The 13,986-nt window shown below is 75.7% G+C and carries 3 protein-coding genes; all 3 read right to left on the bottom strand.

Translation table 11 applies throughout. From position 1 onward, the window contains the following. Positions 1-41: 41 nt before the first annotated feature. On the bottom strand, positions 42-12,656 hold the full coding sequence (locus ACSNOH_RS17155; protein ID WP_436722219.1) for an amino acid adenylation domain-containing protein: 12,615 nt from the start codon (positions 12,654-12,656) through the stop codon (positions 42-44). 63 nt (positions 12,657-12,719) lie between these two features. Then, positions 12,720-13,697 carry an ABC transporter substrate-binding protein gene (locus ACSNOH_RS17160; RefSeq protein WP_436722220.1) on the bottom strand — a complete coding sequence of 326 codons (978 nt, stop codon included), beginning with the start codon at positions 13,695-13,697 and terminating at the stop codon, positions 12,720-12,722. A 40-nt stretch (positions 13,698-13,737) separates the two neighbouring features. Continuing rightward, the coding region (locus ACSNOH_RS17165; protein WP_436722221.1) for a phosphopantetheine-binding protein at positions 13,738-13,986 on the bottom strand (249 nt) is incomplete at its 5' end.

Consider the following 13,986-nt stretch of genomic DNA (forward strand, 5'->3'; position numbering starts at 1 on the left):
GAGGCGGTGGGCAGGGCAGCGGACGGGGAGGCCGCGGAGGCTCATCGACGCCTGCGCAGGCGGTTTTCCAGGCGGTCGATGCGGGCCTGGTCGAGGGAGACGAGGCGCACGTCGGAGGGCGTGATGCCGCCCGCGCCGGGCGCGGCGGCGTGCCGGGCGAGCGCGTCGAGGGCATCGAACCAGCGCGTGGCCAGGGCGGCGACCTGCTCCTCGGTGAACAGGGCCCGCGGCCAGCTCCATTCGACGGCCAGCTCGGGCCGCCCGGCGGGGCCGGAGCGCACGACGGCGTCGATCTCCAGCGGGTACGGGGCGGGCATGGCCGCGTCGGGTGCGGCGCCCTCGGCGACGGCGGCCCGCTCCGCGTCCGGGGCGAAGGACCAGGCCTCGCGGGCCCCGGCAGCGGCGCCGTGGTCGGTGCGGCCGCGGTAGTTGAACAGCAGCTGCGAGCCCGGGAGGGCGGCCAGGGCGGGTGCGGTCTGCGCGTTGAGGTGGCGCAGAAGCCCGTAGCCGAGGCCGCGGTCGGGCGCTGCCCTCAGCTGTTCCTTCACCTGCTTGAGGGCGGTCCCGGCCTGCCGTCCGCCGGCCAGCGCGTCCGCGAGGCCGACGCCGCTGACGTCCAGGCGTACGGGGTGGACGGTGGTGAACCAGCCGACGGTGCGTGACAGGTCAGGGGTGAGGCCGTCCGCGTCGCTGCCGCCGCGCCCGTGGCCCTCCAGGTCGATCTGCAGGGCGCCGGTGTGCGCGGCGGGCAGGCCGGGGTCTGCTGCGCGGCGCACGTCGGCGGCGGCCAGGGCCAGCCCGGCCAGCAGGACGTCGTCCACGCCGGCGGAGAAGACCTGCGGCACGGTGGTCAGCAGGGGCTCGGTGCGGTCGGCGGGCAGGGTCATCCGCAGCGTGCGCAGGGTCGCCGTGGTGTCGCGGCGCGGGTCGGCGGCGGTGCGGCAGAGCGGGGCCTGCGGTCCGGCCAAAGCGGTGCGCCAGTAGGCGGCTTCGGCGGTACGGGTGCGGGTGTGGGCGTGCTGCAGCAGGTGCGCGGCCCAGGCGCGCAGCCCGGTGGCCTCGGGTTCGAGGGCGGGTGCGCGGCCCGCGGCGCGGGCGGCGTAGGCGTCGGCCAGCTCCGGCACGAGGATGCGCCACGAGACGCCGTCGACGGCCAGGTGGTGGACGGTCAGCAGCAGCCTTCCCTCGGCGCCGGGGCCCGCGTCGCACCACAGGGCGCGCAGGACGGTGCCCTTGTCCGGGTCGAGTGCGGCGGCGGAGGCGTCGGCCTCCTTGGTGAGCAGCTCGTGCAGTGCCGTCCCTTCCAGGCCGGTGATGTCGGCGCGGCGCAGTGTCGCCGGGTCGGTGACGGCGGGCGCTTCGGCGGCGGGCAGCACCTCCTGGGTCCACAGGCCGCCGGTCCGGTCCAGGCGCAGCCGCAGGGCGGGGTGGTTGCGGGCGAGGTCGGCGAGGGCCTCGCGGAGCGGCTCGGGGCGCAGTCCGGCGGGGACGGTCAGCAGCACCGACTGGTTGAACCGGTCCACCGGGCCGCCGCGTTCGCGCAGCCAGTGCACGACGGGCAGCGGCGGGAACTCGCCGTCCTCATCCGCAGCGGGTGCCGCCGGGGCACCGGCCGGTTCCTGTTCCTCGCGAGCGCCCGCGGCGGCCAGGGCGGCCGGGGTGGGGTGCTGGAACACGTCCTTGGCGGCGACGGTGAAACCGGCCTTGCGGGCGGCGCTGACGAGCTGGATGGAGACGATGCTGTCGCCGCCCAGAGCGAAGAAGTTGTCGTCCTCGCCGACCGCCGGGAGGCCGAGAACCTCTGCGAACACCCCGGCCATCGCCGCGGCCGGGCTGTCCGGGCGGGCGGGAGCCGCTGCGTCCGGGCGGGCGGCGGCGCGGGCCGGCGCGGGGAGCGCTTTGCGGTCGAGCTTGCCGTTGACGCTCAGCGGCAGCGCGTCCAGCAGGGTGACGGCGGCGGGCACCATGTGCTCGGGCAGCCGTCCGGCGAGGGCGTCCCGCAGCTCCTGCGGAGCGGGGGCCGCGCCCGCGGCGGGGACGGCGTAGGCGACGAGCTGCGGGGTGCCGCCGGGCGCCAGGGGACGGGCGATGACGGCGGCCTGGGCGACGCCGGGCAGGGCCGTCAGCGCGGCCTCGATCTCGCCGAGTTCGATACGGAAGCCGCGGACCTTGACCTGGTCGTCCGTGCGGCCCAGGTATTCGACGGCGCCGTCGGCACGGCGGCGGACCAGGTCGCCGGTGCGGTACATGCGCTCGCCGCTGCCGTGCGGGTCGGCGACGAAGCGGGATGCGGTCAGCCCGGGACGGTTCAGATAACCGCGGGCCAGCTGCACACCGGCCAGATACAACTCACCGGGCACACCCACCGGCACCGGCCGCAGCGCCGCGTCGAGCACGTACAGCCGCGTGTTCCACACCGGCCGGCCGATCGGCACGACACCGCAACCGGCCTCGGTCCGGTGGTACGTGACGTCGACGGCGGCCTCGGTCGGCCCGTACAGGTTGTGCAGCTCGATGTCCGGCCACAGCGCGGCGAACCGGTCCACCGCAGCAGCGGGCAGCGCCTCCCCGGAGCAGAAGACACGACGGACGCCGGCGAAACCCGTACGGATCGCCTCGTCCTCCTCGGCAGCCGCGGTGAAGGCAGTGAGCATGGACGGCACGAAGTGCGCGGTGGTGACCCCCGAGCGCGCCGCCGCCTCGGCGAGGTGCTCCGGCTCGCGGTGCCCGCCCGGCCGGGCGAGAACAACAGCGGCACCGCTCACCAGCGGCAGGAAGAACTCCCATACGGAGACGTCGAAGCTCGCCGGGGTCTTCTGCAGGATCCGGTCCGACGGCTCGATCCCGTACGCCTCCCGCATCCAGTCCAGCCGGTTGACGATCGCCTCGTGCGTCACCACCACACCCTTCGGACGACCGGTCGAACCGGAGGTGTAGATGACGTACGCGGCATGCTGCGGCCCCGCCGCAACCGGTGCGAAGGCCTGTGCCGTACGAGGCCGGTCGGCCAGGACGACCGGCATGCCGTCCAGGTCAGGAAGCCGTCCGCGCTCGCTCTGGACGGTGACCACGCACACCGGCGCGGCGTCCTCGGCCATCGTCCTCAGGCGCTCGACCGGGTGGTCGAGATCCAGCGGCAGGTAGGCGGCGCCGGACTTCAGCACGGCCAGCAGGGCGACCATGAGCTCGACCGACCGCGGCACGGCCACGGCCACGATCCGGTCCGGCCCGGCACCGGCCGCGACCAGCTCGGCGGCAAGCTCACCGGCCCGCTCGTCGAGTTGACGGTACGTCAGCTCACGACCCTCGTACACCACCGCCGTGGCCTCCGGCACGGCAGCCAGCCGCTCCGCGAACCTCGTGACCAGCGTGCCGGACGGCACCTCCCGCCCCGTGGCGTTCCACTCCTCCGCCAGGGCCCGCCTCTCGCTGGGGCTCATCACCTCGACGCGGTCCACGGTCCGGCCGGGCGCGGCGAGGGCCTGCTCCAGCACGTGCAGCAGCCGGCCGGCGAGCAGCTCGGCGGTGGCGCGGTCGTACAGGTCCGCGGCGTGGATGACGGTCAGGTCGGTGTGTGCGCCGTCGGCGGACTCCAGGAAGGTGAAGGCGAGGTCGAAGCGGGCGGCGTGCAGGGGGTCGGGCAGCAGCTCGGTCCGGGCGCCCAGCAGGGTGTCCAGGCCCGTGGCCTCCTTGCGGTGCTGGACCATCACCTGGAACAGCGGGTGCCGGCCGAGCGAGCGCTCGGGGTTCACGATCTCGACCAGGCGGTCGAACGGCAGGTCCTGGTGGGCTAGTGCCCCGAGCACGGTCTCCCGTGCTCGCTCCACCAGCTGGTCGAAGGTGGGCGCGGCGCCGCCCTCGGGGGCGCTCAGGTCGTGGCGCAGGACGAGGGTGTTGACGAGGAAGCCGACGACGTTCTCGACGGCTTCGTCGGCGCGTCCGGCGACCGGGGTGCCGAGCGGCACGTCGCTGCTGCCGGCGAGGGCGCCCAGCAGGAGCGCGGCGGCCGCCTGGGTGACCATGAACGGGGTGACGCCGGTGCGGTGCGCGTAGTCGCGCAGCGCTCCGTGCAGGGCGTCGGGCAGGCGCAGCCGGACGGCGCCGCCGCGGCCGGTCGGCTCGGCCGGGCGCGGGCGGTCGGCGGGCAGGGCCAGTTCTTCCGGCAGGCCGGCGAGGCGCTCGGTCCAGTACGCGGTGAGGCGGTCGCCGTCGGCGGGACCGGCGAGCAGGTCGCGCTGCCAGAGGGTGTGGTCGGCGAACTGCACGGGCAGCGGCGGCCGGACCGGGGAGGTGCCCCGGCGGCGGGCCGCGTAGGCGGTGTCGAGGTCGCGCAGCAGCACGCCTTCGGACCACTCGTCGCCGATGATGTGGTGCAGGGCCACACAAAGGACGTGGGTCTCGGGGCCGCTGCTGAGGAGCGTGGCGCGGACGGGCGGTGCGGCGGCGAGGTCGAAGGCGTGGGCGCCGGCGGCGGCGACGGCCTCGTCCAGCCGGTCCGGGGACACGTGCCGTACGTCGAAGGGCACGTGGGCGTCCTCGGGGGCGAGGATCTTCTGGTACGGGCGGCCGTCGGTGGCGGGGAAGGCCGTGCGCAGCGCCTCGTGGCGGGCGACGACGTCGGCGAACGCGGCGCGCAGGGCCTCGGTGTCGACGGCGCCGTCGATGCGCAGCGAGCAGGGGATGGTGTAGGCGGTGCCGGGGCCTTCGAGCTGGTGGAGGAACCACAGGCGGGCCTGGGCGGGCGAGAGCGGCAGCTCCTGCGGGCGCGGGCGTGCGGTGGGCCCGGACCGGCCGGGCCCGGTGTGCCGCAGCCTGCGGGCGAGGGCCGCCGGGGTGCGGGCCTCGAACAGGTCGCGCACGGTGAGGTGCGTCTGCAGGGCGGTGCGGATGCGGCCGACGAGGCGGGTGGCGAGCAGGGAGTGGCCGCCGAGGGCGAAGAAGTCGTCGTCGGCGCCGACGGCGGGCAGGCCGAGCACGCCGGCGAAGGCGCCGCACACCAGGGCCTCGCGTTCGTCGCGCGGGGCGCGCCCGCCGGTGCCGGCGAAGTCCGCGGCGCCGGGCTCGGGGAGGGCCTGCCGGTCGAGCTTGCCGTTGACGTTGAGGGGCAGGGCGTCGAGGACGACGACGGCGGACGGGACCATGTACTCGGGCAGCCGCGCGGCGAGCGCGGCCCGCAGGGCGGCGGGTTCGGCGGCGGCGCCGGGCGCGGGGACGGCGTAGGCGACGAGGCGCTTGACGCCTGTGCCGGTCGCGCGGGCCAGGACGGCTGCCCGGGAGACGTTCTCCAGGGCGGTCAGGGCCGCCTCGACCTCGCCGGTCTCGACGCGGAAGCCGCGGATCTTGACCTGGTCGTCGTCGCGGCCGAGGTAGTCCAGGGTGCCGTCGGCGCGCCGGCGGACGATGTCGCCGGTGCGGTACATGCGCTCGCCCGTGCCGGAGAACGGGTCGGCGACGAAGCGGGAGGCCGTCAGCGCGGGGCGGTTGCCGTAGCCGCGGGCGAGGCCGGGGCCGGCGATGTACAGCTCGCCGGGGACGCCGGCGGGCACGGGCCGCAGGCGCGCGTCGAGGACGTACACGCGGGTGTTGGCGATGGGCCGGCCCACGGACGGGGCGGGGCTGTCGTCGAGGGCCGCGCCGAGGGTGTCGACGGTGTACTCGGTGGGGCCGTAGAAGTTGTGGCCGATGACGCCGCCGGTCTCGCGGATCCGCGTCCACAGGGCGGCGTCGACGGCTTCGCCGCCGAGGAGGAACAGGACGGGGCGGTGGCCGTCGTCGTGACCGCCGTCATGCCCGCCGTCGTGTCCGCCGTCGAGCAGGCCGCACTCGATGAGCTGCCGGCCGAAGGACGGGGTGACGTCGAGGGTGTCGATGCGGTCGGCGCGCAGCCGGGCGGCCAGGGCCTGCGGGTCGCGGCGCAGTTCCTCGTCGTAGACGTGGAGTTCGTGGCCGCAGATGAGCCACAGGAGCTGTTCCCAGGAGGAGTCGAAGGAGAACGAGGCAGTGTGGGCGGCGCGCAGGCGGCGGCCTCCCGCGGCCTCGACGGCCCGGGCGAAGACGGTGGACCGGTGGTGGTCGAGCATGTTGACCAGGCCGCGGTGGGGCACCTGGACGCCCTTGGGGCGGCCGGTGGAGCCGGAGGTGAAGATGACGTAGGCGAGGTCGTCGGGGGCGGGCCGCCGCGGCGTGACGTCCGCCGTGGCGTCCGTGCCATCCGTGGCGTGCATGACGTCCGTGGCGTCCTGGGTGATGTCTTCCGCGTACAGCGTCGTGAAGCGGTCGCCGGTCAGGGCGGGCAGGTGCCCGGCGGTGGGACGGGTGGTCAGGACCGCGAGGGGGACGGCGTCCTCCAGCATCAGGGCGACGCGCTCGGCCGGATGGTCCAGGTCGACGGGCAGGTAGGCGGCGCCGGCCTTGAGGGTGCCGAGGACGGCGGCGACGAGGTCCGCGGAGCGGGGCAGGGCCAGGGCCACGACCGTGTCCGGGCCGGCGCCGAGGGCGGCGAGGCGGCGGGCCACAGCGGCGGCGCGGGCGTCGAGCTCGGCGTAGCTCCAGCGGGTGTCGCCGCAGACGGCGGCGGTGGCGTCCGGCGTCGCCGCTGCCTGGGCCTCGAAGGCGTCGACGACGGTGCCCGCGGGCACGTCGCGCGCGGTGGCGTTCCAGGTGTGCAGGAGGGTGCGGCGCTCGGCCGGGGCGAGGGCGTCGAGGGAGCCGACGGTCGTGCCGGGGTCGGCGGCCATGGCGGCGAGCAGGCGCAGCAGGCGGTGCCCGAGGTCGGCGGCCCGTTCGGCGGTGAAGGTGTCCGGGCGGTACTCGACGGTGATGCGGGGCGCGTCGCCGGGGAGGGTGAGGACGGTCAGCGGGTAGTGGGTGGCGCCGCGGTTGCCGATGCCGGTCACGCGCAGGCGGCCCGGGCGGCCGGCGGGGTCGGGGGCGGTGAGCTCGTCGGGGTCGACGGGGTAGTTCTCGAAGACGAGGAGGGTGTCGAAGAGCGTGCCGAGCCCGGCGCGGGCCTGGATGCCGGCGAGGCCCGCGTACTGGTGGTCGAGGAGCCGCGCCTGCTGTTCCTGGAGGCGGGCGAGTGCGGCGGCGACGGTCTCGTCCTCGTCCAGGGCGAAGCGGACGGGGACGGTGTTGCTGAACAGTCCGACGATCGACTCGACGCCGGGCACGTCGGCGGGGCGGCCGGAGACGGTCGCGCCGAAGACGACGTCCGTGCGGCCGGTGAGGCGGCTCAGGAGGACGGCCCAGGCGCCCTGCACGAGGGTGTTGAGGGTCAGGCCGTGGCTGCGGGCGAGGCCGGTCAGGGCGGTGACGGTCTCCGCGGGCAGCGGCAGGTCGACCTCACCGGCGCGGGCGCCGGTCCCGGCCGTGGCCTCGTGGGCCAGGGTTTCGGCGAGCAGGGTGGGCGCCGTCAGGCCGTCCAGGGCAGTGGCCCAGGCGGCGGCGTGCGCCGTCTCGTCCTGGCGGGCCAGCCAGGCGAGGTGGCCGGCGTAGGAGGCGGCGGGCGGCAGGGCGGAGGCGTCGCCGCCGGCCGCGTACGCGCTGACGATCTCGCGCAGCACGACGGGGGTGGACCAGCCGTCCATCACGATGTGGTGGCGGGTCAGGACGAGGCGGTGCCGCTCGTGGCCCAGGCGCAGCAGGGCGCAGCGCAGGAGGGGCGGCCGGGTGAGGTCGAAGGGGGCGGTGGCCTCGGCGGTCTCGACGGCGTCCACGGCGGCGGCGAGGCCGTCGGCGGGGGTGCCGGTGAGGTCGTGCACGGTCCACGGGACGGTGGCCCTTGCGGCGATCGTCTGCAGGGGGCGGTCGGTGCTCGTGTGGTCGAAGGCTGCGCGCAGGGCGGGGTGGCGGGCGACGACGGCGTCGACGGCGCGGCGCAGGGCGGCCTCGTCGAGCGGCCCGGTCAGGTCCAGGCCGGTGACGGACGTGTACAGGTCGTCGGCGGCGGTCTCGTAGAGCGCGTGGAAGAGCAGCCCGTCCTGGAGCGGGGAGAGCGGCAGGACGTCCTCGGTGCCGGGGCGGGCGGCCTGCAGGCGGTCGAGGGCGTCCTGTCCGAGGCCGGCGAGGGGCACGTCGGAGGGGGTGAGCCCGCCGGCGCCGGGGCGCGCGGCCCCGGCGGCGAGGGTGTCGAGGGCGCGGAACCAGCGGTCGGCGACGTCGCGCACGGCGTCCTCGGTGAGGACTCCCTCCGGCCAGGTCAGGACGGCGGTGAGCTCGGGGCCCGCGGGCCGGTCGTGGACGAACGCGCCGATCTCCAGGGCGTGGAGGGCGGGCAGCTCCGGGTCGGCGCTCGCGGCGAACGCGTCGCCGGTCGTGTCCCAGAGGCCGTCGCCGGACGTGAACCGGCCGAGGTAGTTGAAGAGCAGCTGCGGGGCTGGGGCGGCCGCGAGCTCGGCGCGGGACCGGGGATCGAGGTAGCGGAGCAGGCCGTAGCCGGTGCCGTCGTCGGGCAGCGACCGCAGCTGCTCCTTGACGAGGGCGAGGGCGCGCAGCGGGTCCCCGGCGAGGGCTTCGAGGTCCAGGCGTACGGGGAACTCGCTGGTGAGCCAGCCGACGGTGCGGGCCGTGTCGGCGCCGGGCACGAGGTGGTCCTGCCGGCCGTGGCCCTCCATGCGGATCAGCAGGTCGCGGCGGCGGCCGGCGAACGCGAGGGCGAGGCCGGTCAGCAGCACGTGGTCGACGCCGGCGCGCCGGGCGGCGGGCACCCGGCCGAGGAGCGGGGCGGTGCGCTCGGCGGGCAGGGTCAGGCGCAGGGTGCGGCTCGTGCCCGCGGTGTCGCGGGCCGGGTCGACGGCCCGCTCCCCGAGCAGGGGTCCCGCGCCGGGGGCGAGGACCTCCCGCCAGTACGGCAGTTGGGCCCGGACGGTATCGCTCGTCGCGGCGGCGTGCAGGCCGCGGGCCCAGCGGCGCAGCGGGGTGCTCGCGGGGGCGAGCTCGCGGCCCTCGTAGGCGGCGCGCAGGTCGGGCAGCAGGATGCGCCACGAGACGCCGTCGACGGCGAGGTGGTGCACGGCGAGCACGAGCCGCCCGGGGGCGTCCGGGCCCAGGTCGCACCAGGTGGCGGCGATCACGGCCCCGGCGGCGGGGTCGAGCCGTCCGGCGGCGGCGCGGCGCTCGCCCTCGACGGCGGCGTCGATGCCGCCGGCGGGCGTACGGGTGAGGTCGGCGCGATGGAGAACGACGGCGGGGGCGGCCTCGGCGAGAAGAATCTCGGTGGACCAGGCCCCGGGTTGGGGAATGCCGTCGAAGCCGCCGTAGCCACCGGACTCCGTACCGGAGGCGTCGGCGCCCGTGGCGCCGTGCTCTACGAGGCGTACCCGCAGCGCCTCATGACGCTCCGTCAAAGCACCGAGCGCCCCTTCCAGACGCTCCGGGTCGAGGTCCGGCGGGACCGTGACGGCCGTGGTCTGGGCGAAGCGGCGGACGGGGCCGCCGCGTTCGCGCAGCCACTCCGTGATGGGCGTGGCCGGGACCGGGCCGGTGGCGTCCTCGCGGCGGTCGGCGGCGGCAGGGCCGCCGAGCCGTTCGGCGACCGCCGCCACCGCGGCGATCGTCTTGCGCTCGAAGACCTCGCGGGGCGTGATGCCCCACCCGGCCTGCCGGGCGCGGCTGCCGAGCTGGATGGCGGAGATGCTGTCGCCGCCGAGGGAGAAGAAGTTGTCGTCGGCGCCGACGGCGTCCAGGCCGAGGAGCTCGGCGACGAGCGCGGCGAGGACCCGCTCGGCCTCCGTGCGGGGCGCCCGGGAGCCCGTGGCCGCCACGGGGGCGGGCTCGGGCAGGGCCTTGCGGTCGAGCTTGCCGTTGAGGCTGAGGGGCAGCGCGTCCAGGAGGACGATCACGGGCGGGACCATGTGCTCGGGCAGCGTGGCGGCGAGCCGGGCGCGCAGCACCTCGGGGTCGGGCGAGGCACCCGGCTCGGGGACGGCGTAGCCGGCGAGGCGGCGCGGCCCGCCGGGCGCGGTCTCGCGCGCGGTGACGGCGGCCTGGGCGACGCCGGGCAGGGCCTCCAGCGCGGCTTCGATCTCGCCCAGTTCGATGCGGAAGCCGCGGATCTTGACCTGGTCGTCCGTGCGGCCCAGGTATTCGACGACGCCCCCGGGGGCCCATCGCACGAGGTCGCCCGTGCGGTACATGCGCGCCCCGCCGCCCTCGTAGGGGTTGGCGACGAAGCGGGAGGCGGTCAGGCCGGGGCGGCCGAGGTAGCCGCGGGCGAGCTGGTCACCGGCCAGGTACAGCTCGCCCGGCACGCCCACCGGCACCGGCCGGAGAGCCGCGTCGAGCACGTACAGCCGCGTGTTCCACACCGGCCGGCCGATCGGCACGGCACCGCAACCGGCCTCGGTCCGGTGGTAGGTGACGTCGACGGCGGCCTCGGTGGGCCCGTACAGGTTGTGCAGCGGTACGGCCGGCAGCGCCGCGTACCAGCGGTCGACGACGTCGCCGGGCAGGGCCTCGCCGGAGCAGAAGACCCGCCGCAGCCCGGCGCAGGCCGCGGCGGCCGTGGGCTCCTCCAGGAAGGCGCGGAGCATGGACGGCACGAAGTGCAGGGTGGTGATGCGCTGTCCGGCGACGAGCCGGGCCAGGTAGGCGGCGTCCTTGTGGCCTTCGGGGCGGGCGAGGACGACGGTGGCGCCTTCGCACAGCGCCCAGAAGAACTCCCAGACGGAGACGTCGAAGCCGGCGGGCGTCTTCTGCAGGACGCGGTCGTCGGGGCGCAGCCGGTAGGTGTGCTGCATCCAGGCGAGGCGGTTGACGATGGCGCGGTGGGTGACGACGACGCCCTTGGGGCGGCCGGTGGAGCCGGAGGTGAAGATGACGTAGGCGGGGTCGCCGGGTGCGGGGGCCGTGACCTCGGCGTCGCGGGCGTCGCCGGTCGCGTCGTCCAGCAGCAGGGCCGCGTCGCGGGCGCTCCGCGGCAGGCGGTCGAGCACCTCGGGGACGGTGACGACCCGCACCGGGGCCGCGTCCTCGACCATGGCGGCCAGCCGCTCGGCCGGGTAGCCGGTGTCCAGCGGCAGGTAGGCGGCGCCGGACTTGAGGACGCCGAGGAGGGCGACCATGAGCGCGGCGGAGCGCGGGACGGCGACGGCGACGACGGTGTCGCGGCCCGCGCCGGCGGCGGTGAGCGTACGGGCCAGGGCCGCGGCCCGCTCGTCGAGTTCGCGGTAGGTGAGCTCCTCGTCCTCGAAGACGACGGCCGTGGCGGCGGGCGTGGCCGCGGCCCGTTCGGCGATGAGGGCGGGGAGGGTGGCGGGGGCGACGGCGCGGCCGGTGGCGTTCCAGGTGCGCAGCACGTTCTCGCGCTCGCCGTCGGCGAGGAGCCGGGCCCGGCCGAGGCTGAGCTCGGGGTCGGCGGCGAGGCGTCCCATGAGGTCGGTGCAGCGCTCGGCGTGCGCGGCGAGGGCGGCGGCGTCGTAGAGGGCGGGGTTGGCGTCGAATTCGAGGTGGAGGACGTCGTCGGGGCTCTTGCTGACCGACACGGACAGGTCTTCGACGGGTCCGGAAGCGAGGTTGACGGTGTGCCCGGGGACACCGGCGAAGTCGAGGCCGAGGTCAAAGGGCTTGAGGTTGAGCATCGGCCCGTGCAGGCGCTCGTCGCTGCCGACGAGGCCGAGGTCGCGGCGGATGTCCTCGCCGCGGTAGTGCTGGTGGCGGCGGGCGTCCTTGAGTTCGCCCGCGGCGCGGCGGATCAGGCCGGGGAAGGTGTCGGTTCCTTCGACGGCGAGGCGAACGGGCAGCACGTTGACGGCCATGCCGGGGACGCGCATGGTGCCGGGCCCGCTGCGGGCCATGAAGTGCATGCCGAGGACGGCGTCGGTGGTGCCGGTCATGCGGTGCAGGTAGGCGGCGACGGCGGCGGTGGCCGCTTCGGCCCAGGTGCAGCGGACGGCGGCCGCGGCGGCCAGGACGGCGGCGGAGCGCTCGGCGCCGAGGCCGACGCGGTGCCGCAGGGAGGTCCGGGAGGCCTGCGCGGTCTGCTCGGTCAGGCCGGTGACGCGGGGCCGGCCGGCGTGCCGCGCGGTCCAGTAGGCGCGGTCGGCCCCCGGCTTGCCGGAGGCGAGGTAGGCGGCGTCCGCGTCGGCGAGCACGGAGGCGGGCGCGAACGGCGAGGGCGGCACGTCCTCGCCGCGGACGAGGGCGGTGTAGACGGCGGCGACGCGGCGGGTGAAGAGGGCGACGCTGTAGCCGTCGACGACGAGGTGGTGGAAGTACTGGAACCACAGGTGGTGGCCGGGGGCGACGGTGACCAGCAGGGAGCCGGTCAGGGCCGGGGCCGGCCCGGAGCCGTCGCCGGGCTCCAGGCGCGGCGGGCAGGCGAGCTGGTCGCGGACGAGGGCGATCGCGGCGTCGACGGGCGAGGCGGCACCGGTGGTGTCGAGGCGGGGCAGGTGCCAGCCCACGGCGTCGAAGGGGACCGGGCGCAGCACGGTGCGGCCCTCGTGCTCGGCGAGCCGGACGTGCAGGCCGTCGGCCTCGGCGAGGGTGCGGCGCAGGGCCTCCTCCAGGGCGGCGGCGTCGATCGCGCCCCGGAGTTCCACGTACTGGCCGACGTTGTAGCTGGGGTTGCCGGGGTCGATCCGCTGCGCCGCCAGCACTCCCTCCTGGGCTCGCGTGAGCTCCAGGAACCGTCCTGCGTCGCTGGTCACCTCTGACATGCCGGCCTTCCGGGTCGTTCGTGGTACGGGGAGGGAGTGCGGGTGTGCTTACGGGCGGCCGGGCTAAAGGCCCTTGAGGATCTCCTCGATCCGGCCGAGGACGTCGAGTGCCGTGCCGTAGCGGTCGGCGGTGGCGTAGGTGACCGGCAGGACGTGGTTGTCCTTGGAAGCCTTCAGCAGCTTCCAGGAGGGCTTCTCCTGGAGCTCCTTGACCTCCTTGGGCACCTCGCCGGTGGCGGCGGTGCGCGGGACGAGGACGATGTCGGCGTCCGACAGGACGTCGATCTTCTCCTGGGAGTAGGTGACCTCGTGCTCCTTGCCGTCGTCGGAGGCCTTGGCGAACTTCGCGCCGGCGTCGGCGAGGATGCGGCCGACCCACGAGGTGCGGGTGTCGACGATGAACTCGCCGTTGCCGTAGGAGGAGGCGACGGCCCAGTTCACGGACTTGAGCTTGGCGCCGTAGGTGTTCTTGATCTGTTCGGCCTTCTGCCGGTAATCGGCCTTGAGCTTGGTGAAGACGTCCTCCTTGCCGACGGCCTGGGCGATCTTCTCCTGCGCGTTGAGCAGGTCGACGGGCGTCTTGATGCCGAAGTAGAGGGTGGGCGCGATGCCTTCGAGCTTCTTGACGTTCCAGTCGAAGGCGGCGGCGCCCTCGACGACGATCAGGTCGGGCTTGAGCGAGGCGACCTTCTCGATGTTCGTCTCGATGCCCGAGCCGATCGAAGTGATCTTCTTGGCCCGTTCGGTCTGCGAGGGCAGCAGCTCGACGGGGTTGTTCTCGTCGATGGCGCTGGTGCCGACGGGCTCGACGCCGAGGTCCAGCAGGGCGCCGGTGGCGTAGGAGATGCTGACGACGCGCTTGGCGTCCGCGGGCACGGTGACCTTGCCGTTGCTCGCCTCGATCACCCGGCCCTTCGCGTCCTCGCCGCCCGCGGCCCCGGCTGCGCCGGAGCCGTTCCCGCCGCACGCGGTCAGGGTCAGCAGGGCGGCTGCGCCGGCGAGTGCGGCGGCGGTGCGGCCGCGGGCGGCACGGGTGTTCATGGTTCTCCTCGGGGGTGGTGCGGTCGGGGCGGGGCGGTGATCAGGAGGCGGTGAGGTGCCGGTGCCAGCCGCGGATGGTGGGGGTGGCCTCGATGAGCTCGGCGAACTCGACGTCGGTGCCGGCGGCGCGCCAGCGTTCGACGAGCGTCATGACGCGGATGGAGTCGAGGCCGAGGTCCTGCAGGTTCTCGTCGACGGACACGTCACCGGGCTCCTCACCGAGCACGGCGGCAACGTCGAGCAGCACGGAGTCGAGGGAGAGAGAAGGCATGGGGGGTCCCTTCGGGGG

This window comes from Streptomyces sp. URMC 127, from assembly GCF_051386535.1.
Taxonomy (GTDB): Bacteria; Actinomycetota; Actinomycetes; order Streptomycetales; family Streptomycetaceae; genus Streptomyces.